A 19,447-nucleotide genomic window follows, 5' to 3' on the forward strand; every position below is an offset into this window, starting at 1 on the left:
CGCCCATCGCCCCTCCGGGCGGTGGGCGCGTTGGCGTGTGACAACGGGAGGGGCGGCCCCCTTCGGCCTATGGTGGTGACGACCGCCGCACCCGACCACGGAGACCACGCCACATGGCTACCGACGAGAGCACCACGACCGAGGACCTCGCCCCCGAGGAGGAGGGCCTCGACGAGGTGGCCAAGCCGACCCTGCGCCAGATGAAGAAGCGCAGCTGGGTCTTCGCCTTCAAGCGGGCGATCAAGGAGTTCAGCGCTGACGGGTGCACCGACCTGGCCGCCGCGCTCACCTACTTCGCGGTGCTGTCGATCTTCCCCGGGCTGTTGGCGCTCGTCTCGATCATCGGTCTCGTGGGCGACCCCGACGAGACGAAGAAGACCCTGCTCGACGTCATCGGCCAGCTGGGCCAGGACAACGTCGTCGACATCCTCGAGGGCCCGATCGACCAGATGGTCAACTCCAGCGGGGCCGGCCTCGGCCTCGTCGCCGGTATCGCGGGTGCGCTGTGGTCGGCCTCGGGGTACGTCGGAGCCTTCGGCCGGGCCCTCAACAGGATCTACGAGGTGCCCGAGGGGCGTGGCTTCGTCAAGCTGCGGCCCATGCAGCTCGCGGTCACCGCGGTGCTGCTCGTCCTGGCCGCGGCCACGATCTTGTCCGTCGCCGTCAGCGGTGACGTGGCCCGGGCCATCGGCAACACCATCGGCCTCGGCGAGGCCGCGGTGATGACGTGGAACCTCGCCAAGTGGCCGGTCATCCTGCTCGTCGTCACCTTCATGGTGGGCCTGCTCTACTGGGCCACGCCCAACGTCAAGCATCCGACGTTCCGCTGGCTCAGCCCCGGCGCGGCCGTCGCGATCGTCGTGGCGATCGTCGCGTCCGTGGCCTTCGGCTTCTACGTCTCCAACTTCGGCTCCTACAACGCGACCTACGGCTCGCTGGCCGGCGTCATCGTCTTCCTGCTGTGGCTGTGGATCCTCAACAACGTGCTGCTCCTGGGTGCCGAGCTCGATTCCGAGATCGAGCGCTCCCGCCAGCTGCAGGCCGGCATGGCGGCCGAGGAGGACCTGCTCCTCCCGCTGCGCGACACCACGAAGTCCGATGCGGCCGCCGAGGCCGAGGTGGAGGTGCGCGAGGAGGCCCGCTCCCTGCGCATCGACGGGCTGCGCGACCAGGGCAAATCGACCGCCGACCTCGCCGAGCAGGACTGACTCCGGTCGGTCGGGTGCGACCCCGGCCGACCGCGCCGGAGCGCCGGAGCCGGGGCTGTCAAGCACCGCCCCGGCCCGATTTGGACTGAGCCTGCAGGCTCTGGCACACTGTTCAGGTTGCTTGTTGTGCGGTGACGCCGCGATCGGACTTTGCCCCGGTCGCCAGGTGCCACCGCCTCCCCCGATGACAACGCATCGAACCGCCTGAGGCGGGGCGACACATCGGACACGAAGCACGATCCGGTTCGACCGGGTCGACGACCAGATCGCACGACCTGCCCTTCGGCATGTCGTCGCGTCGCGGAGCGGATGCGACACACCCGACCGCGTGGGTCGGAGGCCAGGCCGACCGACACAGACCAAGGCAAGACGGCGAGAGAGAGACGGACACAAGATGGCGGGACAGAAGATCCGCATCCGGTTGAAGTCGTATGACCACGAGGTCATCGACAACTCGGCGCGGAAGATCGTCGACACCGTGACCCGTGCCGGCGCGACGGTGGTGGGCCCCGTGCCGCTGCCCACGGAGAAGAACGTGTTCTGCGTCATCCGGTCGCCCCACAAGTACAAGGACAGCCGCGAGCACTTCGAGATGCGCACCCACAAGCGCCTCATCGACATCATCGACCCGACGCCCAAGGCCGTCGACTCGCTGATGCGTCTCGACCTTCCGGCTGACGTCAACATCGAGATCAAGCTCTGAGGCTGAACGAGATGACTACCACTGCCACCAAGACCGTCAAGGGCGTGCTCGGCGAGAAGCTCGGCATGACGCAGGTCTGGGACGAGGACAACCGCCTCGTGCCCGTGACCGTCATCCAGGCCGGCCCGTGCGTCGTCACCCAGGTCCGCAACGCGGAGACCGACGGGTACGACGCCGTCCAGATCGCCTACGGCGCCATCGACCCCCGCAAGGTCAACCAGCCCAAGAGCGGCCACTTCGCCAAGGCCGGCGTGACCCCGCGCCGTCACCTCGTCGAGCTGCGCACCGCCGACGCCTCCGAGTACTCCCTGGGTCAGGAGGTGACCGTCGAGCTGTTCGAGTCCGGGCAGGCCATCGACGTCACCGGCACGACCAAGGGCAAGGGCTTCGCCGGCGTCATGAAGCGCCACGGCTTCGCCGGTGTCAGCGCCTCGCACGGTGCCCACCGCAACCACCGCAAGCCCGGCTCGATCGGTGGCTGCGCCACCCCGGGTCGCGTCTTCAAGGGCATGCGCATGGCCGGCCGCATGGGCGGCGTGCGCCAGACCACCCAGAACCTCACGATCCACGCCGTGGACGCCGACAAGGGTCTGCTGCTCGTCAAGGGCGCCGTCCCCGGCCCCCGCGGCGGCGTCGTCCTCGTCCGCACCGCGGTGAAGGGAGCCTGACGTGCCGACCATCGACATCATCAGCCCGCAGGGCGCTGCCAACGGCACCGTCGAGCTGCCCGCCGAGATCTTCGACGTGCAGGTCAACGTCCCGCTGATCCACCAGGTCGTCGTCGCCCAGCTCGCCGCCGCGCGCCAGGGCACCCACGCGACCAAGACCCGTGGCAACGTCCGCGGTGGTGGCCGCAAGCCCTACCGCCAGAAGGGCACGGGACGCGCCCGCCAGGGCTCGACCCGTGCGCCGCAGTTCGCCGGCGGTGGCACCGTCCACGGCCCGCAGCCGCGTGACTACGCGCAGCGCACCCCCAAGAAGATGAAGGCCGCCGCCCTGCGCGGTGCCCTCTCCGACCGGGCGCGTCACGGCCGCATCCACGTGCTCAGCGCGCTGGTGGACGGGGACACCCCCTCCACCAAGAACGTCGCGAGCGTCCTCGGTGGCCTGAGCGAGCGCAAGAACCTGCTCGTCGTCATCGAGCGCGACAACGACACCGCGTGGAAGTCGGTGCGCAACCTCGCCGACGTGCACGTCCTGGCCGCTGACCAGCTCAACACCTACGACGTGCTGTGCGCCGACGACGTCGTCTTCACCCAGGCGGCTCTCGAGGCCTTCCTCGCCGGGCCCGCGCCCAAGACTGCAGAGGAGACGGACAAGTGACTGAGTCCATTTCGAGTGCGGCCCAGCTCAAGGACCCGCGCGACATCCTGATCCGTCCCGTCGTGTCGGAGAAGTCGTACGGCCTGCTCGACGAGGGCAAGTACACCTTCATCGTCGACCCGCGGGCCAACAAGACCGAGATCAAGATCGCCGTCGAGCAGATCTTCGACGTCAAGGTCGACTCCGTGCACACGATGAACCGTGTCGGCAAGGCCCGACGCACGCGGTTCGGCACCGGTAAGCGCAAGGACACGAAGCGCGCGATCGTCACCCTCCGCGAGGGCACGATCGACATCTTCGGCGGCCAGGGCTGACGGAGAGGACAAGGACAACATGGGAATCCGTAAGTACAAGCCGACCACCCCGGGTCGTCGCGGCAGCTCCGTCGCCGACTTCGTCGAGGTGACGCGCTCCACGCCGGAGAAGTCGCTCGTTCGCCCGCTCACCAAGTCCGGTGGCCGCAACGCCTCCGGTCGTATCACCACCCGTCACATCGGTGGTGGCCACAAGCGCGCCTACCGCGTCATCGACTTCCGTCGCCACGACAAGGACGGCATCCCGGCGAAGGTCGCTCACATCGAGTACGACCCCAACCGCACCGCCCGCATCGCGCTGCTGCACTACGCCGACGGCGAGAAGCGCTACATCCTGGCGCCGAACAAGCTGACGCAGGGCACGGTCATCGAGAACGGCCCCTCGGCCGACATCAAGCCGGGCAACAACCTGCCGCTGCGCAACATCCCGACCGGTACGACGATCCACGCCGTGGAGCTGCGTCCGGGTGGGGGAGCGAAGCTCGCTCGTTCCGCCGGCACCAGCATCCAGCTGCTGGGCAAGGAGGGTCCCTACGCGACCCTGCGCATGCCCTCCGGTGAGATCCGTCGCGTCGACGTGCGCTGCCGCGCCACCGTCGGCGAGGTCGGCAACGCCGAGCAGTCGAACATCAACTGGGGCAAGGCCGGCCGCATGCGGTGGAAGGGCAAGCGCCCGACCGTCCGTGGTGTCGTGATGAACCCCGTGGACCACCCGCACGGTGGTGGCGAGGGCCGCACTTCCGGTGGTCGTCACCCCGTCTCGCCCTGGGGCAAGCCCGAGGGCCGTACCCGGCGTCCCGGCAAGGCGAGCGACAAGCTCATCGTCCGTCGCCGCCGCACCGGCAAGAAGCGCTGATAGGAGCCTTTGGACATGCCTCGTAGTTTGAAGAAGGGCCCCTTCATCGACGACCACCTTCAGAAGAAGGTCGACGTCCAGAACGAAGCGGGCACCAAGAACGTCATCAAGACCTGGTCGCGCCGTTCGGTGATCTCGCCGGACATGCTCGGCCACACCTTCGCCGTGCACGACGGCCGCAAGCACGTCCCGGTGTTCGTCACCGAGGCGATGGTCGGTCACAAGCTCGGCGAGTTCGCACCGACCCGCACCTTCCGCGGTCACGTGAAGGACGACAAGAAGGGACGTCGTCGCTGATGCCTGCCACCGAGACCACCGAGCAGGAGACGCTGGTCGCCCGCGCCTCCGCCCGCCACGTGCGGGTCACGCCGCAGAAGGCGCGTCGCATCGTCGACATGATCCGCGGCAAGGACACCCAGACCGCGATCGCGACCCTGCAGTTCGCCCCCCAGGGTGCGGCCGAGCCGACCCTCAAGGTCCTGCAGAGCGCCATCGCCAACCTGCGCGTCAAGGCCGACGAGGCCGGGGAGCCCTTCGACGAGCGCAACCTCGTCATCTCCTCCGCCTTCGTCGACGAGGGCCCCACGATGAAGCGTTTCCGTCCGCGGGCCCAGGGCCGCGCCGGTCGGATCAACAAGCGCACCAGCCACATCACCGTCCTCGTGACGAGCAAGCCTGAGAAGGCCGCGAAGGGAGGGACCCGCTGATGGGTCAGAAGATCAACCCGCACGGCTTCCGTCTGGGCATCACCACCGACCACAAGAGCCGCTGGTTCGCCGACTCCAACAAGGAGGGTCAGCGCTACCGCGACTACGTCAAGGAAGACGTCGCGATCCGCAAGCTCATGTCCACGGGCATGGAGCGCGCCGGCATCGCCCGCGTCGAGATCGAGCGCACCCGTGACCGCGTGCGTGTGGACATCCACACCGCGCGCCCGGGCATCGTCATCGGTCGCCGTGGCGCCGAGGCCGACCGCATCCGCGGCGAGCTCGAGAAGCTCACCGGCAAGCAGGTCCAGCTGAACATCCTCGAGGTCAAGAACCCCGAGATCGAGGCCCAGCTCGTCGCCCAGGGCATCGCCGAGCAGCTCGCTGCCCGCGTGACCTTCCGTCGCGCGATGCGCAAGGGGATGCAGTCCTCCCTTCGCGCCGGTGCCAAGGGCATCCGGATCCAGTGCTCCGGTCGCCTCGGCGGCGCCGAGATGTCGCGCTCGGAGTTCTACCGCGAGGGCCGCGTGCCCCTGCACACCCTCCGCGCCAACATCGACTACGGCTTCTACGAGGCCCGCACGACCTTCGGCCGCATCGGCGTCAAGGTCTGGATCTACAAGGGCGACATGACCGAGAAGGAGTTCGCGGCCCAGCAGGCGACCGCCGCTCCCCGTGGTCGTGGCCCCCGTCGCGACCGCGACGACCGTCCCGCCCGCGCCCGCCGCGGCGACCGCAACGAGGGCCAGGCCCAGGCCGCCGCCCCCGCTGAGGCTCCCGCTGCCGAGGCCCCGGCCAAGACCGAGGGAGAGTCCTGAGATGTTGATCCCCCGACGGGTCAAGCACCGCAAGCAGCACCACCCCAAGCGCTCCGGCATGGCGAAGGGCGGCACCGCCGTCTCCTTCGGTGACTACGGCCTCCAGGCTCTCGAGCCGGCCTACGTCACCAACCGCCAGATCGAGGCGGCTCGTATCGCCATGACGCGCTACATGAAGCGTGGCGGCAAGGTCTGGATCAACATCTACCCGGACCGCCCGCTCACCAAGAAGCCGGCTGAGACCCGCATGGGTTCCGGTAAGGGCTCGCCCGAGTGGTGGGTCGCCAACGTCAAGCCGGGCCGGATCATGTTCGAGATCTCCGGTGTGGACGAGACCGTCGCACGCGAGGCCATGCGCCTGGCGATGCACAAGCTGCCGATGAAGTGCCGCTTCGTCGTGCGTGAGGGTGGTGTCAACTGATGGCAGTCGGATCCAAGGACCTGACCCCGGCCGAGCTGCGTGAGCTGACCGACGACCGCCTGGTCGACGAGCTGCGCAAGGCCAAGGAGGAGCTGTTCAACCTCCGCTTCCAGTCGGCCACCGGCCAGCTGGAGAACCACGGCCGCCTCCGCGCGGTCCGCAAGGACATCGCTCGGATCTACACGGAGATGCGTGAGCGCGAGCTCGGGATCGGAGCGTCGAAGTGAGTGAGAACGTGAAGGATGAGACCGTGACCACCTCCGAGCGCAACGACCGCAAGACGCGTCGTGGCTACGTCGTCAGCGACAAGATGGACAAGACCGTCGTCGTCGAGGTCGAGGACCGCGTCAAGCACGCGCTCTACGGCAAGGTCATGCGCAAGACCTCCAAGGTCAAGGCGCACGACGAGGACAACAGCGCCGGCATCGGCGACCACGTCCTCATCATGGAGACGCGACCGCTGTCGGCCAACAAGCGCTGGCGCATCGTCGAGATCCTCGAGAAGGCCAAGTAAGGCCACCCCGGACGCGAAGGGGGCCCCGCCCCCTTCGCACCGGCATAGACCACATCAGTTCGGCCAGGCTCGCCGCGAGCGAGAACCAGCTCGACGACAGGAGTGAGAAGTGATCCAGCAGGAGTCGCGACTGCGCGTCGCCGACAACACCGGTGCCAAGGAGATCCTGTGCATCCGTGTGCTCGGTGGCTCCGGCCGCCGGTACGCCGGCGTCGGCGACACCATCGTCGCCACCGTCAAGGACGCCATCCCCGGTGGCAACGTCAAGAAGGGTGACGTCGTCAAGGCCGTCATCGTCCGCACCACCAAGGAGCGTCGTCGTAACGACGGTTCCTACATCAAGTTCGACGAGAACGCCGCCGTCATCCTCAAGGCCGACGGCGAGCCGCGCGGGACGCGCATCTTCGGCCCGGTCGGTCGCGAGCTGCGCGACAAGAAGTTCATGAAGATCGTCTCGCTCGCACCGGAGGTGATCTGATCCATGGCCAAGCTCAAGATCAAGAAGGGCGACCTCGTCCAGGTGCTGTCCGGCAAGGACAAGGGCCTGCAGGGCAAGGTCATCTCGGTCAACACCGAGACCGAGCGCGTCGTGGTCGAGGGTGTCCAGCGGGTCACCCGCCACACCAAGGCCGGCTTCGGCGGCCAGGCCGGTGGCCTGGTCGTCTCCGAGGCGTCGATCCACGTGAGCAACGTGGCGATCGTCGACCCGGAGGACAACAAGCCGACCCGCATCAAGACCCGCGTCGAGACCGTCGAGCGCGACGGTCGCACCAAGGCGAGCCGCACCCGCGTCGCGGGCCGCTCGGGCAAGGACCTCTGAGCATGACTGACACCATCGAGACCACCGTCGAGGCCCCGCGCCTCAAGGGCAAGTACAGCGACCAGGTCGTGCCCGCGCTGCAGGAGCAGTTCGGCTACGGCAACGCGATGCAGGTCCCCCGCGTCGTCAAGGTCGTCGTCAACATGGGCGTCGGCGACGCCGCCAAGGACAGCAAGCTCATCGAGGGCGCGATCCGCGACCTGACCGCCATCACCGGTCAGAAGCCGCAGGTCACCAAGGCCCGCAAGTCCATCGCGCAGTTCAAGCTGCGCGAGGGCATGCCGATCGGCTGCCACGTCACGCTGCGCGGCGCCCGCATGTGGGAGTTCCTCGACCGCCTCACGGCGATCGCGCTGCCCCGTATCCGCGACTTCCGTGGCCTGAACCCCAAGCAGTTCGACGGCAACGGCAACTACACCTTCGGTCTGACTGAGCAGTCGATGTTCCACGAGATCGACCAGGACAAGATCGATCGCGTCCGCGGCATGGACATCACCGTGGTCACGACCGCGACGAACGACGACGAGGGCCGCGCGCTGCTCAAGCAGCTGGGCTTCCCCTTCAAGGAGAACTGACATGGCGAAGACCGCCCTGATCAACAAGGCGAACAAGAAGCCGAAGTTCAAGGTCCGCGGGTACACGCGGTGCCAGCGCTGCGGCCGGCCGCACTCGGTCTACCGCAAGTTCGGCCTGTGCCGCGTGTGCCTTCGGGAGATGGCCCACCGCGGCGAGCTCCCCGGCGTCACCAAGTCCTCCTGGTAATCGCCCGGAGCCACCAGCTCGCTTTGCTCGCGCAGAACCCTGCAGCGGGCCACCACGTTTCAACACCACGACACCGAAGGTCCCCAGGGGAAACCGCGGTGAGAAGGGGCAGGCAGAGCCCATGACCATGACCGACCCGATCGCGGACATGCTGACCCGCGTCCGGAACGCCAACTCGGCGCACCACGACGCTGTCTCCATGCCGTACTCCAAGCTCAAGTCGCACATCGCGGAGATCCTCCAGGCCGAGGGTTTCATCGCGGGGTGGGAGGTCGAGGAGGCGACCGTCGGCAAGACGCTGACGATCAACCTCAAGTACGGCCCCAACCGTGAGCGTTCCATCGCGGGCGTGCGCCGGGTGTCCAAGCCCGGTCTGCGCGTCTACGCGAAGTCCACCAACCTGCCCAAGGTGCTCGGCGGCCTGGGCGTGGCGATCATCTCCACGTCCTCCGGCCTCCTCACCGACAAGCAGGCCGCAACCAAGGGTGTGGGCGGGGAAGTCCTCGCCTACGTCTGGTAAGGGGAAGCAGACATGTCGCGAATCGGACGACTCCCGGTCGCCATCCCCAGCGGTGTCGACATCGCCATCGAGGGCCAGACCGTCAAGGTCAAGGGCCCCAAGGGCGAGCTGCAGGTCATCGTGACCGAGCCGATCACGGTCGAGAAGACCGAGGCCGGCGTCGAGGTCAAGCGTCCCGACGACGAGCGCGAGTCGCGCTCGCTCCACGGCCTGACCCGCAGCCTCATCAACAACATGGTCGTCGGTGTCACCGAGGGCTACGAGAAGAAGCTCGAGATCCACGGCACGGGTTACCGCGTGCAGAACAAGGGCGGCTCGCTCGAGTTCGCGCTCGGCTACAGCCACCCGATCACGATCGAGGCCCCCGAGGGGATCAGCTTCAACGTCGAGAACCCCACGCGCTTCAGCGTCCAGGGCATCGACAAGCAGCTCGTCGGCGAGACCGCTGCCAACATCCGCAAGCTCCGCCGCCCCGACCCGTACAAGGGCAAGGGTGTCCGGTACGAGGGCGAGCACATCCGTCGCAAGGTCGGAAAGGCTGGTAAGTAACCCATGGCCAAGATCGTCAAGCGTGCCAAGGGCAAGAGCGCCGCTCGCGGGCGTCGCCACCTGCGCCTGCGCAAGAAGGTCACCGGCACCGCGGCGCGTCCGCGGCTGGTGGTCACCCGCAGCAGCCGTCACGTCTTCGTCCAGGTCGTCGACGACACGGTCGGCAAGACCGTCGCGTCCGCGTCGACCATGGAGGCCGACGTGCGTGCGCTCGAGGCCGACAAGACCGAGCGGGCCAAGAAGGTCGGTGAACTCGTCGCCGAGCGCGCCAAGTCCGCCGGTGTCGAGGCCGTCGTCTTCGACCGCGGTGGCAACCGCTACCACGGTCGCGTCGCCGCGATCGCGGACGGCGCCCGCGAAGGGGGTCTGACGCTGTGATGCAGACCCAGAACGTCGAGAAGAGGAACATCTGATGCCCGGACCCCAGCGTCGAGGCGCCGGTGCCGCAGGCACCAACGAGCGCTCCAACAACGACCGTCGTGACAACCGCGGCGGTGGCCGCGACCGTCGTGACGGTGGCCGCGACCGCAACGAGAGCCAGTTCCTCGAGCGCGTCGTGACCATCAACCGTGTCGCCAAGGTCGTCAAGGGTGGTCGCCGCTTCAGCTTCACCGCCCTCGTCGTCGTCGGTGACGGTGACGGCACCGTCGGTGTCGGCTACGGCAAGGCCAAGGAGGTCCCGGCCGCGATCGCCAAGGGTGTCGAGGAGGCGAAGAAGAACTTCTTCACCGTCCCGCGCATCCAGGGCACGATCCCGCACCCCATCCAGGGTGAGGCCGCGGCCGGTGTCGTCATGCTGCGCCCCGCCAGCCCCGGTACCGGTGTCATCGCCGGTGGCCCGGTGCGTGCGGTGCTCGAGTGCGCCGGCATCCACGACGTGCTGTCCAAGAGCCTCGGCTCGGACAACGCGATCAACATCGTCCACGCGACCGTCGAGGCCCTCCGCGGCCTCGAGCGTCCCGAGGCCGTCGCGGCTCGCCGCGGTCTGCCCCTGGACGAGGTCGCCCCGGCTGCCATGCTGCGCGCCCAGGCTGCTGGCCGCGCCGAGGCCGCCGAGAAGGCAAAGGCGGGTGCGTGATGGCTCAGCTGAAGGTGACCCAGACCCGTTCGGAGATCGGTGGCAAGCAGAACCAGCGCGACACCCTGCGCAGCCTCGGTCTGAAGCGCATCGGCGACGTCGTCGTCAAGGAGGACCGCCCGGAGATCCGTGGCATGGTCCAGACGGTTCGCCACCTGGTGACCGTCGAGGAGGTTGACTGATCATGGCTGACTCCAAGGCCACCCCGAACCCGGAGCAGGGCTCGACCCACGCGCTCAAGGTGCACCACCTGCGTCCGGCCCCCGGCGCCAAGACCGCGAAGACCCGTGTGGGTCGCGGTGAGGCCTCCAAGGGCAAGACCGCCGGCCGCGGTACCAAGGGCACCAAGGCCCGGTACCAGGTGCCGGAGCGCTTCGAGGGCGGTCAGACGCCGCTGCACATGCGTCTGCCGAAGCTCCGTGGCTTCAAGAACCCCTTCAAGACCGAGTACCAGGTCGTGAACCTCGACCGCATCTCCGCCCTCTTCCCCGAGGGTGGCAGCGTGGGTGTCGAGGAGCTCGTGGCCAAGGGTGCCGTCCGTGGCGGACACCCGGTCAAGGTCCTCGGGTCCGGCGAGATCACGGTGAAGGTCGACCTCACGGTCGACGCCTTCTCCGCGAGCGCCAAGGACAAGATCGAGGCGGCCGGCGGCAGCATCACCGCTCGCTGACCCCCTTCGGTCCATCGTGTCGAGGCCGTCCCGATCCCGGGACGGCCTCGACGCGTCTCCCGGCCCCCTGTGACGAAGGGGGCCGCGGGTCACGTCGCGACCGCGCAGTCGCGGCAGGTATCGTCTGACAGGTTGCCCGCCGCCGGTGGGCTCCCTGCCTGCAGCTCACATCTGCACCTCGGCACCGTCCTGGAGGAACCCACGTGCTCTCCGTCTTCACCCGGGCGTTCAAGACGCCCGACCTGCGGCGCAAGCTGCTCTTCACGCTGGGCATCATCGTGCTCTTCCGGCTCGGCTCCCACGTGCCGACGCCCAACGTCAACTACACCGCGGTGCAGGACTGCATCGCCGGTGCGCGTGACGACGCGGGCAACAACTTCCTCGGGATGGCCAACCTCTTCAGTGGTGGCGCCCTGCTCCAGCTGTCGATCTTCGCGCTGGGGATCATGCCCTACATCACCGCGAGCATCATCGTGCAGCTGCTCACGGTCGTCATCCCCCGCTTCGAGCAGCTGAAGAAGGAGGGGCAGCAGGGCCAGGCGAAGATGACGCAGTACACGCGCTACCTGACGATCGCCCTCGCCGTGCTGCAGTCGGCCACCTTCATCACCTTCGCGCGCAACCCCGCGAGCCTGTTCAACAACGCCGAGTGCGGGCCGATCCTCTACCGCGACTCGATGTTCTCGATCATCCTCATGGTCCTGACGATGACCGCCGGCACGGGCCTGATCATGTGGCTGGGCGAGCTCGTCACGGACAAGGGCGTCGGCAACGGCATGTCCCTGCTGATCTTCACCTCGATCACCGCGACCTTCCCCGGCTCGCTGTGGGCGATCCAGCAGCGCGACGGCCGCTGGGACATCTTCTTCCTCGTCATCGCCATCGGCCTGGTCATCATCGCCGCGGTCGTCTTCGTCGAGCAGAGCCAACGCCGCATCCCGGTGCAGTACGCCAAGAAGATGGTCGGCCGGCAGATGTACGGCGGCACCTCGACGTACATCCCGATCAAGGTCAACATGGCCAACGTCATCCCGGTGATCTTCGCCAGCTCGATGCTCGCGCTGCCGCAGATGATCGCCCAGTTCCAGACCGACCCGACGGGCGACAACCCGGCCTGGGTCGACTGGATCAACACCTATCTCGTCACGGGTGACCACCCGATCTACATGGCGGTCTTCACCGCGATGATCCTCTTCTTCACCTTCTTCTACGTCTCGATCACCTTCAACCCGACCGAGGTGGCCGACAACATGAAGAAGTACGGGGGCTTCATCCCCGGTATCCGCGCCGGGCGACCCACGGCCGAATACCTCCAGTACGTGCTCACCCGCATCACCGTGCCGGGCGCCATCTACCTCGCTCTGGTCTCGTTGATCCCGCTCATCGCCCTCGTGCTCGTCGGGGCCAACCAGAACTTCCCCTTCGGCGGTACCTCTATCCTCATCATGGTGGGGGTCGGTCTGGAGACGGTGAAGCAGATCGAGTCCCAGCTCCAGCAACGCCACTACGAAGGATTCCTCCGCTGATGCGTCTGATCATTTTGGGTCCCCCCGGTGCCGGCAAGGGCACGCAGGCCGGCCGGATCGCCGAGCACTACGGCATCCCCGCGATCTCCACGGGTGACATCTTCCGAGCCAACATCAAGAACGAGACCGAGCTCGGTCTCCAAGTCAAGGAGATCCTCGCCTCCGGCGGTTATGTCTCGGACGACATCACCAACGCCATCGTCGAGGACCGGCTGGCCCAGGACGACGCCGCCCCCGGCTTCCTCCTCGACGGCTACCCGCGCACGACCGCCCAGGTCACGGCGCTCGACGCCATGCTGGCCAAGACCGACCACTCGATCGACAAGGTGCTCGAGCTCGTCGTCGACGACGAGGTCGTCGTCCAGCGACTGCTCAAGCGCGCCGAGCTCGAGGGTCGCGTCGACGACACCGAGGAGGTCATCCGCGAGCGGATGGCCATCTACCACCGCGAGACCAAGCCGCTGTCCGACGCCTACGGCGAGCGCAACCTGCTCGTGCAGGTCGACGGCGAGGGCGAGGTCGACGAGGTCGCCGAGCGCATCGTCGCCGCCCTGGGCGCCTGACCCGTGTCCCTCTTCGGCCGTGAGCGGATCCGCCCGCGCACCCCGGACCAGATCCGGGCGATGCGCGTGGCGGGTCTGCTCACCGGCCGCACCCTGGAGATGCTGCGCGGCGAGGTCCGCGCCGGCGTCACCACCGGCCAGCTCGACGCCCTCGCCGAGGACTTCATCCGCAGCGGCGGGGGAGTGCCCAACTTCCAGCTCGTCCCCGGCTACGTCAACACGCTGTGCACGTCGGTCAACGACGAGATCGTCCACGGCATCCCGGGCGACCGGGTGCTGCGCGACGGCGACCTGCTGAGCATCGACTGCGGCGCCGAGGTCGACGGGTGGAACGGCGACAGCGCCATCACCCTCGTCGTCGGCGGTGACGAGGCCGGTGACCCGGCCGCGGTCCGGCTCAACGACGTCACCCGGCGCTCTCTCTGGGCCGGGCTCGCCGCCCTTCGTCCCGACGGCGACCTCAACGACATCGGCGGCGCGGTCGAGGACTCGATCACCGACGATGCCCGCGACGACGGCGTCGACTACGGGATCGTCCAGGACTACACGGGCCACGCCATCGGCGAGCACATGCACCTGCCGCCCAATGTGCCCAACTACCGCGAGCCCGGCCGCCGGCCGCGCACGCCCGTCGGCACGACCCTGGCCATCGAGCCGATGGTCACCCTCGGCGACCAGGCCAACCACGTCCTGCCCGACGAGTGGACCGTCGCCACCGACGACGGCGCCGTCGCCAGCCACTGGGAGCACACCGTCGCGCTCACCGAGCGCGGTCTGTGGGTGCTCACCGCCCTCGACGGCGGCGAGGCGGAGCTCACCGCGCGAGGCGCCCCCTTCGGCCCGCTGGACTGATCTCGGGCACCCTTCGAGACGCGTGCAGAGCAAGCTCCTCAGGGAGCGGGGCGGTGTGGCCCACGCGACGCTGGACACTCCCTTCGCCCCGGCGGGTCGGTCGGTAGGGTGCGAGACCAGTCATGTCCGACGCCGTGACGACGCGGCCGGGTCGATGAGGAGCGTTTCGAGGATGACCCTTCCCCCTGCACGCGACGACGTCATGGGGCTGGCCGAGGGCTTCGCCCCGGTGGCCCCGGACGCGTGGGCCGACCTGGCCGCCGCCGTGGTCAACAAGTCGCGCCCCGACGACCGCAAGGTCGACGGCGCCGGCGCCCGCGAGGCCCTCGCGAGCCACCTGCCCGGTGGCGTCGACATCGAGCCGATCTACTGGCCGCAGCCCGGTGCCGACCTCGGCCTGCCGGGCGCGATGCCCTTCACCCGTGGCCGTGGCCCGCGCAACCCCGACCAGCCGTGGGACGTGCGCCAGCTGCACGACGACCCCGACGCGGCCGCGAGCCGCGCGGCGGTGCTCCACGACCTCGAGCGCGGCGTGAGCTCGGTGTGGCTGCACGTCGGCGCCGACGGCATCGCCCCCGGTGACGTCGCCGAGGTCCTCACCGACGTCATGGTCGACCTCGCCCCGGTCGTCGTCAGCTCCACCGACGACCAGAGCGCCGCGGCGGCCGCACTCGTCGCCGCCTGGGAGGCGAAGGGGGTCGACCCCACCGTGGTGCGTGGCAGCCTCGGCCACGACCCCATCGGTCAGGTCGCCACGGTCGGCGGCTCGCCCGACCTCGCGCCGCTCGCCGAGGCCGTCGCCACGTGCACCGACCGCTTCACCGGGGTGCGCGCCATCACCGTCGACACCCGGGTCCACCACGATGCCGGCGCGAGCGACCAGGACGAGATCGCGCTCGCCCTGGCCACCGCCCTCGACTACGTCCGGCACCTCGCCGAGGCCGGCGTCGAGCCGGCCGAGACCTTCCGCCGGATCGACTTCCGCGTGGCCGCGACCGCCGACCAGTTCACGACGATCGCCAAGCTGCGCGCCCTGCGTCGCACCTGGGCGCGCGTCGGTGAGGTGCTCGAGGTCCCCGAGGCCGACCGCGGCGCGTGGGTGCACGCGGTCACCTCGTGGCGCATGCAGACGCGCACCGACCCGTGGGTCAACATCCTGCGCGACACCATCGCCTGCTTCGCGGCCGCCGCCGGCGGCGCCGACGCGATCACCGTGCTGCCCTACGACCACGCGCTCGGTCTGCCGACCGCCTTCTCCCGCAGGGTCGCCCGCAACACCCAGTCCCTGCTGTCGTCCGAGTCCAATGTCGCCCGGGTCGCCGACCCGGCCGGAGGTTCGGCCTACGTCGAGTCGCTCACCGACGACCTCGCCCGCGCGGCCTGGACGTGGTTCGGGCAGCTCGACGCCGCCGGGGGAGCGGCCGCAGCCCTCGCCGCCGGCACCGTCGCCGAGCGGCTGGCCGCGACGAGCACCGAGCGCGGCGCCGCGCTGGCCACGCGGGCGCTGCCGATCACCGGCACCTCGACCTTCCCGCTGGCCGGGGAGACCCTTCTGAGCCGCACGCCGCGGACCGAGCCCACCGGTGGCCTGCCCCGTCGCCGCGACGCCGAGATCTTCGAGGCGCTGCGCGAGCGGACGGCCGGCGGTGACGTCAGCGTCCCGGTGCTGGCCCTGGGGCCGGCCCGCGAGCACACCGCGCGGCTGACCTTCGTCACCAACCTCCTCGGCGTCGCGGGCATCCGCCCCGAGGTCATCGAGGTCGACGGTCCCGACGCCGACCTGACCGCGGCCCAGGGTGCGCCCGCCGCGATCATCGCCTCGTCCGCCGCGGGCTACTCGGCCCATGCCGAGGCGAGCGTTGCCTCCCTTCGCTCCGCCGGCGTCGGCCGGGTCCTCGTCGCCGGCAAGGCCGCCGAGCTCGGCGACACCACCGTCGACGGCGAGGTCCGCGACGGCATCAATATCGTGGACTTCCTCGCAGAACTTCTTGATCTCCTCGGCGCCCCGAGCGCCCCGCAGGCAGGAGCAGACGCATGAGCGCGCAGATCCCCAGCTTCGACACCGTCGACCTCGGCGACGGAGCCCCGTCCGCCGACGCCGCCGAGCGCTGGCAGCAGGCTGTCGACGCCACCCCCGGTGCGGCCGAGGGCTGGGAGACCCCGGAGAAGATCGAGGTCGCCCCGGTCTACACCGAGGCCGACACCGCCGACCTCGACTTCCTCGAGACCGCCCCCGGCGCGGCTCCCTTCCTCCGCGGGCCCTACCCGACGATGTACGTCAACCAGCCGTGGACGATCCGGCAGTACGCCGGCTTCTCGACCGCCGAGGAGTCCAACGCCTTCTACCGGCGCAACCTCGCGGCCGGGCAGAAGGGCCTGTCGGTCGCCTTCGACCTGGCGACCCACCGCGGCTACGACAGCGACCACCCGCGCGTGTCCGGCGACGTCGGCATGGCCGGTGTCGCGATCGACTCGATCTACGACATGCGCACGCTCTTCGACGGGATCCCGCTGGACCGGATGAGCGTGTCGATGACGATGAACGGCGCGGTCCTGCCGGTCCTCGCGCTCTACGTCGTCGCGGCCGAGGAGCAGGGGGTGAGCCCGGAGCAGCTGAGCGGAACCATCCAAAATGACATCCTCAAGGAGTTCATGGTCCGCAACACCTACATCTACCCGCCGGCACCCTCGATGCGGATCATCTCCGACATCTTCGCCTTCACCAGCCAGCGGATGCCGCGCTTCAACTCGATCTCGATCTCCGGCTACCACATGCAGGAGGCCGGGGCCACGCAGGACCTCGAGCTCGGCTACACCCTCGCCGACGGCATCGAGTACATCCGGGCGGGCAAGGCCGCGGGCATGGACGTCGACGCCTTCGCGCCCCGGCTGTCCTTCTTCTGGGCCATCGGCATGAACTTCTACATGGAGGTGGCCAAGCTGCGCGCGGCCCGCCTGCTGTGGGCGCGCCTGGTCAAGGAGAACTTCGAGCCGGGCAATGCCAAGTCGCTGTCGCTGCGCACCCACTCGCAGACCTCCGGCTGGAGCCTCACCGCGCAGGACGTCTACAACAACGTCGTGCGCACCTGCGTCGAGGCGATGGCCTCCACCCAGGGCCACACCCAGAGCCTGCACACCAACGCGCTCGACGAGGCGATCGCGCTGCCGACGGACTTCTCGGCGCGCATCGCCCGCAACACCCAGCTCGTCCTCCAGCAGGAGTCGGGCACGACGCGCGTCATCGACCCGTGGGGCGGCAGCGCCTACGTCGAGCGCCTGACGCACGACCTCGCGCAGCGGGCCTGGGCCCACATCGAGGAGGTCGAGGCCGCCGGCGGCATGGCCAAGGCCATCGAGGCCGGCATCCCCAAGATGCGCATCGAGGAGGCGGCCGCCCGCACCCAGGCGCGCATCGACTCCGGCCAGCAGCCGGTCATCGGCGTCAACACCTACCCCGTCACCGAGAGCACCGCCGACGAGGCCATCGAGATCCTCAAGGTCGACAACGCCGCGGTCCGGGCCTCCCAGATCGCCAAGCTCGAGCGGCTGCGTGCCGAGCGCGACGAAGGGGAGACCCGCGCGGCCCTCGCAGCGCTCACCGAGGCGGCGAAGGCCGACGGCGGCACCATGGAGACCAACCTGCTCGCGCTCGCGATCGACGCGGCCCGGGCCAAGGCGACCGTCGGCGAGATCTCGTCCGCGCTCGAGGAGGTCTACGGCCGCTACACCGCGCAGATCCGTACGATCTCGGGTGTGTACCGGGACGAGGCTGGCAAGGGTGGCGCCGTGGACGAGGTCCTGGCCAAGGTCGACGACTTCGAGCAGGCCGAGGGGCGCCGCCCCCGCATCCTCGTCGCCAAGATGGGCCAGGACGGCCACGACCGCGGCCAGAAGGTCATCGCGACCGCCTTCGCCGACCTCGGCTTCGACGTCGACGTGGGCCCGCTCTTCCAGACCCCCGGCGAGGTGGCCCGTCAGGCCGTCGAGGGCGACGTGCACGTCGTCGGGGTGTCGTCGCTGGCCGCGGGTCACCTGACCCTCGTGCCGGCGCTGCGCCAGGAGCTCGACTCCCTCGGCCGAGAGGACCTGATGATCGTCGTGGGTGGCGTCATCCCCGATCAGGACTTCGACGAGCTGCGTGCCGCCGGGGCCGACGACATCTACCCGCCGGGCACGGTCATCGCCGAGGCGGCCGGCCGTCTCGTCGACCGCCTGCGGGAGCGGGCCGCCGGCACCGATGCCTGAGTCGGTCGCCGACCTCGCCCGGGGGGTGCGGGAGCGCTCGCGCGCCCACATCGCCCGGGCGATCACGCTCGTCGAGTCCTCGCGCCCGGACCACCGGGAGCGGGCTCGCGAGCTGCTCGCGCTCATCGCGCCCGACACCGGGCAGGGCATGCGCGTGGGCATCTCGGGTATCCCGGGGGCCGGCAAGTCGACCTTCATCGACGCGCTCGGCACCCGGCTTATCGAGCGCGGTCACCGGGTCGCCGTCGTCGCCGTCGACCCGAGCAGCTCCCGCACCGGCGGGTCGGTCCTCGGTGACCGCACCCGGATGGCGCAGCTGACGGCGAGCGAGGACGCCTTCGTGCGGCCGTCGCCGTCGGGCGCGCACCTCGGTGGGGTCGCCCGCGCGACCCGTGAGGGGATGCTCGTGCTCGAGGCCGCGGGCTTCGACGTCGTGCTCGTCGAGACCGTGGGCGTCGGTCAGTCCGAGGTCGCGGTCGCCGAGATGGTCGACACCTTCCTCCTGCTGGCGCTCGCCCGCGGCGGCGACCAGCTGCAGGGCATCAAGCGCGGCATCCTCGAGATGGCCGACGTCATCGCGGTCAACAAGGCCGACGGCGAGCACGCCGGCGATGCGCGGGTCGCCGCCCGAGAACTCTCCGGCGCGATGCGGCTGATGAACTCCGACCCCGACGCCCGCCGTCCCCCCGTGCTCACCTGCAGCGCGCAGACCGGCGACGGTCTCGACGACGTGTGGGCCGCGGTGCTCGAGCACCGCGAGTGGCTCGAGGCCCAGGGCTCGCTGCACGCCCGCCGGGCCGAGCAGCAGCGCGAGTGGATGTGGGCGATGGTCGACGCCGAGCTGCGCGACGCCGTGCGTCGCTCGCCGCAGGTGCGCGAGTTGCTCGCCGAGATCACCCCCGGCGTGCGCACCGGCGAGGTGAGCGCCGTCGACGGTGCTGCCCGGATCATCGCGGCCTTTTCGCGCGACCTGGCCGCACGACCTTGAGGAAATGCGA

Annotated in this window: 28 protein-coding genes; all 28 read left to right on the forward strand. The window is 69.5% G+C overall.

Going from position 1 to position 19,447, the window contains the following annotated elements:
• The first annotated feature begins 113 nt into the window (after nt 1–113).
• A complete protein-coding gene (locus B9B60_RS04305; RefSeq protein WP_084450018.1) occupies nt 114–1,208 on the forward strand; it encodes a YihY/virulence factor BrkB family protein in 1,095 nt (364 codons plus the stop codon).
• Nucleotides 1,209–1,602: 394 nt separating this feature from the next.
• Nucleotides 1,603–1,911, forward strand: coding sequence for a 30S ribosomal protein S10 (gene rpsJ / locus B9B60_RS04310; protein ID WP_007924661.1), 309 nt, complete (start codon nt 1,603–1,605; stop codon nt 1,909–1,911).
• A gap of 11 nt (nt 1,912–1,922) precedes the next feature.
• The gene (gene rplC / locus B9B60_RS04315) at nt 1,923–2,579 is read left to right on the forward strand and encodes a 50S ribosomal protein L3 (RefSeq protein WP_084450019.1); all 657 of its coding nucleotides are present in this window, start codon (nt 1,923–1,925) and stop codon (nt 2,577–2,579) included.
• Nucleotide 2,580: 1 nt separating this feature from the next.
• Nucleotides 2,581–3,234 (forward strand): 50S ribosomal protein L4, encoded by a 654-nt coding sequence (gene rplD / locus B9B60_RS04320; protein ID WP_084450020.1) that lies wholly within the window; start codon nt 2,581–2,583, stop codon nt 3,232–3,234.
• Nucleotides 3,231–3,548 carry a 50S ribosomal protein L23 gene (rplW, locus tag B9B60_RS04325; protein ID WP_234993733.1) on the forward strand — a complete coding sequence of 106 codons (318 nt, stop codon included), beginning with the start codon at nt 3,231–3,233 and terminating at the stop codon, nt 3,546–3,548. Before rplD ends, rplW begins: the two co-directional genes overlap by 4 nt.
• Before the next feature lie 19 nt (nt 3,549–3,567).
• Complete coding sequence (rplB, locus tag B9B60_RS04330) at nt 3,568–4,404, forward strand: 50S ribosomal protein L2 (RefSeq protein ID WP_072623767.1); 837 nt, start codon at nt 3,568–3,570, stop codon at nt 4,402–4,404.
• A gap of 15 nt (nt 4,405–4,419) precedes the next feature.
• Nucleotides 4,420–4,701 carry a 30S ribosomal protein S19 gene (gene rpsS / locus B9B60_RS04335; RefSeq protein WP_007924678.1) on the forward strand — a complete coding sequence of 94 codons (282 nt, stop codon included), beginning with the start codon at nt 4,420–4,422 and terminating at the stop codon, nt 4,699–4,701.
• The gene (rplV, locus tag B9B60_RS04340) at nt 4,701–5,111 is read left to right on the forward strand and encodes a 50S ribosomal protein L22 (RefSeq protein WP_084450021.1); all 411 of its coding nucleotides are present in this window, start codon (nt 4,701–4,703) and stop codon (nt 5,109–5,111) included. Before rpsS ends, rplV begins: the two co-directional genes overlap by 1 nt.
• Nucleotides 5,111–5,929 carry a 30S ribosomal protein S3 gene (rpsC, locus tag B9B60_RS04345; RefSeq protein WP_072623769.1) on the forward strand — a complete coding sequence of 273 codons (819 nt, stop codon included), beginning with the start codon at nt 5,111–5,113 and terminating at the stop codon, nt 5,927–5,929. Before rplV ends, rpsC begins: the two co-directional genes overlap by 1 nt.
• 1 nt (nt 5,930) lies before the next feature.
• Nucleotides 5,931–6,350 (forward strand): 50S ribosomal protein L16, encoded by a 420-nt coding sequence (rplP, locus tag B9B60_RS04350; protein WP_072623770.1) that lies wholly within the window; start codon nt 5,931–5,933, stop codon nt 6,348–6,350.
• Complete coding sequence (gene rpmC, locus B9B60_RS04355; protein WP_072623771.1) at nt 6,350–6,577, forward strand: 50S ribosomal protein L29; 228 nt, start codon at nt 6,350–6,352, stop codon at nt 6,575–6,577. The genes rplP and rpmC overlap by 1 nt, the downstream gene beginning before the upstream one ends.
• 23 nt (nt 6,578–6,600) lie before the next feature.
• Nucleotides 6,601–6,864, forward strand: coding sequence for a 30S ribosomal protein S17 (rpsQ, locus tag B9B60_RS04360; RefSeq protein ID WP_257786372.1), 264 nt, complete (start codon nt 6,601–6,603; stop codon nt 6,862–6,864).
• A 109-nt stretch (nt 6,865–6,973) separates the two neighbouring features.
• Nucleotides 6,974–7,342: a 50S ribosomal protein L14 gene (gene rplN / locus B9B60_RS04365; protein ID WP_068315433.1), complete on the forward strand. Its 369-nt coding sequence runs from the start codon at nt 6,974–6,976 to the stop codon at nt 7,340–7,342.
• Nucleotides 7,343–7,345: 3 nt separating this feature from the next.
• Complete coding sequence (rplX, locus tag B9B60_RS04370) at nt 7,346–7,684, forward strand: 50S ribosomal protein L24 (RefSeq protein ID WP_072623773.1); 339 nt, start codon at nt 7,346–7,348, stop codon at nt 7,682–7,684.
• A 2-nt stretch (nt 7,685–7,686) separates the two neighbouring features.
• Nucleotides 7,687–8,259: a 50S ribosomal protein L5 gene (gene rplE, locus B9B60_RS04375; protein WP_072623774.1), complete on the forward strand. Its 573-nt coding sequence runs from the start codon at nt 7,687–7,689 to the stop codon at nt 8,257–8,259.
• Between the two features lies 1 nt (nt 8,260).
• Nucleotides 8,261–8,446 (forward strand): type Z 30S ribosomal protein S14, encoded by a 186-nt coding sequence (locus tag B9B60_RS04380; protein WP_007924699.1) that lies wholly within the window; start codon nt 8,261–8,263, stop codon nt 8,444–8,446.
• 121 nt (nt 8,447–8,567) lie between these two features.
• Nucleotides 8,568–8,966, forward strand: a complete 399-nt coding sequence (rpsH, locus tag B9B60_RS04385) for a 30S ribosomal protein S8 (RefSeq protein ID WP_072623775.1) — start codon at nt 8,568–8,570, stop codon at nt 8,964–8,966.
• A gap of 12 nt (nt 8,967–8,978) precedes the next feature.
• A complete protein-coding gene (gene rplF, locus B9B60_RS04390; RefSeq protein WP_072623776.1) occupies nt 8,979–9,515 on the forward strand; it encodes a 50S ribosomal protein L6 in 537 nt (178 codons plus the stop codon).
• Between the two features lie 3 nt (nt 9,516–9,518).
• Nucleotides 9,519–9,893: a 50S ribosomal protein L18 gene (gene rplR / locus B9B60_RS04395; RefSeq protein ID WP_072623777.1), complete on the forward strand. Its 375-nt coding sequence runs from the start codon at nt 9,519–9,521 to the stop codon at nt 9,891–9,893.
• A gap of 34 nt (nt 9,894–9,927) precedes the next feature.
• Complete coding sequence (rpsE, locus tag B9B60_RS04400) at nt 9,928–10,593, forward strand: 30S ribosomal protein S5 (RefSeq protein ID WP_072623778.1); 666 nt, start codon at nt 9,928–9,930, stop codon at nt 10,591–10,593.
• On the forward strand, nt 10,593–10,775 hold the full coding sequence (rpmD, locus tag B9B60_RS04405; RefSeq protein ID WP_072623779.1) for a 50S ribosomal protein L30: 183 nt from the start codon (nt 10,593–10,595) through the stop codon (nt 10,773–10,775). Before rpsE ends, rpmD begins: the two co-directional genes overlap by 1 nt.
• A 2-nt stretch (nt 10,776–10,777) precedes the next feature.
• Nucleotides 10,778–11,263, forward strand: coding sequence for a 50S ribosomal protein L15 (rplO, locus tag B9B60_RS04410; protein ID WP_084450022.1), 486 nt, complete (start codon nt 10,778–10,780; stop codon nt 11,261–11,263).
• A 203-nt stretch (nt 11,264–11,466) separates the two neighbouring features.
• Complete coding sequence (secY, locus tag B9B60_RS04415; protein WP_072623781.1) at nt 11,467–12,789, forward strand: preprotein translocase subunit SecY; 1,323 nt, start codon at nt 11,467–11,469, stop codon at nt 12,787–12,789.
• Nucleotides 12,789–13,352 carry an adenylate kinase gene (locus B9B60_RS04420; RefSeq protein ID WP_084450023.1) on the forward strand — a complete coding sequence of 188 codons (564 nt, stop codon included), beginning with the start codon at nt 12,789–12,791 and terminating at the stop codon, nt 13,350–13,352. The genes secY and B9B60_RS04420 overlap by 1 nt, the downstream gene beginning before the upstream one ends.
• A 3-nt stretch (nt 13,353–13,355) precedes the next feature.
• Nucleotides 13,356–14,204 (forward strand): type I methionyl aminopeptidase, encoded by an 849-nt coding sequence (gene map / locus B9B60_RS04425; RefSeq protein WP_084450024.1) that lies wholly within the window; start codon nt 13,356–13,358, stop codon nt 14,202–14,204.
• Between the two features lie 172 nt (nt 14,205–14,376).
• Entirely contained in the window at nt 14,377–16,242 is a 1,866-nt protein-coding gene (locus tag B9B60_RS04430) for a methylmalonyl-CoA mutase family protein (protein ID WP_234993734.1), read from the forward strand.
• Nucleotides 16,239–18,449 carry a methylmalonyl-CoA mutase gene (gene scpA / locus B9B60_RS04435; protein ID WP_084450026.1) on the forward strand — a complete coding sequence of 737 codons (2,211 nt, stop codon included), beginning with the start codon at nt 16,239–16,241 and terminating at the stop codon, nt 18,447–18,449. The genes B9B60_RS04430 and scpA overlap by 4 nt, the downstream gene beginning before the upstream one ends.
• Nucleotides 18,442–19,437, forward strand: a complete 996-nt coding sequence (gene meaB, locus B9B60_RS04440; RefSeq protein ID WP_084450027.1) for a methylmalonyl Co-A mutase-associated GTPase MeaB — start codon at nt 18,442–18,444, stop codon at nt 19,435–19,437. The genes scpA and meaB overlap by 8 nt, the downstream gene beginning before the upstream one ends.
• Nucleotides 19,438–19,447: the final 10 nt, after the last annotated feature.

This window comes from Janibacter indicus, from assembly GCF_900176385.1.
GTDB lineage: Bacteria > Actinomycetota > Actinomycetes > Actinomycetales > Dermatophilaceae > Janibacter > Janibacter indicus.

Bases quoted from the DNA above. Each gene is read 5' to 3' on its own strand.
- rplC (WP_084450019.1), top strand. From the start codon at position 1,923: ATGACTACCACTGCCACCAAGACCGTCAAGGGCGTGCTCGGCGAGAAG.
- scpA (WP_084450026.1), top strand. From the start codon at position 16,239: ATGAGCGCGCAGATCCCCAGCTTCGACACCGTCGACCTCGGCGACGGA.
- rplR (WP_072623777.1), top strand. From the start codon at position 9,519: ATGGCCAAGATCGTCAAGCGTGCCAAGGGCAAGAGCGCCGCTCGCGGG.
- rpsJ (WP_007924661.1), top strand. From the start codon at position 1,603: ATGGCGGGACAGAAGATCCGCATCCGGTTGAAGTCGTATGACCACGAG.
- rplB (WP_072623767.1), top strand. From the start codon at position 3,568: ATGGGAATCCGTAAGTACAAGCCGACCACCCCGGGTCGTCGCGGCAGC.
- B9B60_RS04430 (WP_234993734.1), top strand. From the start codon at position 14,377: ATGACCCTTCCCCCTGCACGCGACGACGTCATGGGGCTGGCCGAGGGC.
- rpsC (WP_072623769.1), top strand. From the start codon at position 5,111: ATGGGTCAGAAGATCAACCCGCACGGCTTCCGTCTGGGCATCACCACC.
- rpmD (WP_072623779.1), top strand. From the start codon at position 10,593: ATGGCTCAGCTGAAGGTGACCCAGACCCGTTCGGAGATCGGTGGCAAG.
- B9B60_RS04380 (WP_007924699.1), top strand. From the start codon at position 8,261: ATGGCGAAGACCGCCCTGATCAACAAGGCGAACAAGAAGCCGAAGTTC.
- rplE (WP_072623774.1), top strand. From the start codon at position 7,687: ATGACTGACACCATCGAGACCACCGTCGAGGCCCCGCGCCTCAAGGGC.
- rplV (WP_084450021.1), top strand. From the start codon at position 4,701: ATGCCTGCCACCGAGACCACCGAGCAGGAGACGCTGGTCGCCCGCGCC.
- rpsS (WP_007924678.1), top strand. From the start codon at position 4,420: ATGCCTCGTAGTTTGAAGAAGGGCCCCTTCATCGACGACCACCTTCAG.
- B9B60_RS04420 (WP_084450023.1), top strand. From the start codon at position 12,789: ATGCGTCTGATCATTTTGGGTCCCCCCGGTGCCGGCAAGGGCACGCAG.
- rpsE (WP_072623778.1), top strand. From the start codon at position 9,928: ATGCCCGGACCCCAGCGTCGAGGCGCCGGTGCCGCAGGCACCAACGAG.
- rpmC (WP_072623771.1), top strand. From the start codon at position 6,350: ATGGCAGTCGGATCCAAGGACCTGACCCCGGCCGAGCTGCGTGAGCTG.
- rplX (WP_072623773.1), top strand. From the start codon at position 7,346: ATGGCCAAGCTCAAGATCAAGAAGGGCGACCTCGTCCAGGTGCTGTCC.
- rplP (WP_072623770.1), top strand. From the start codon at position 5,931: ATGTTGATCCCCCGACGGGTCAAGCACCGCAAGCAGCACCACCCCAAG.
- rplF (WP_072623776.1), top strand. From the start codon at position 8,979: ATGTCGCGAATCGGACGACTCCCGGTCGCCATCCCCAGCGGTGTCGAC.
- meaB (WP_084450027.1), top strand. From the start codon at position 18,442: ATGCCTGAGTCGGTCGCCGACCTCGCCCGGGGGGTGCGGGAGCGCTCG.
- rpsH (WP_072623775.1), top strand. From the start codon at position 8,568: ATGACCATGACCGACCCGATCGCGGACATGCTGACCCGCGTCCGGAAC.
- rplO (WP_084450022.1), top strand. From the start codon at position 10,778: ATGGCTGACTCCAAGGCCACCCCGAACCCGGAGCAGGGCTCGACCCAC.
- B9B60_RS04305 (WP_084450018.1), top strand. From the start codon at position 114: ATGGCTACCGACGAGAGCACCACGACCGAGGACCTCGCCCCCGAGGAG.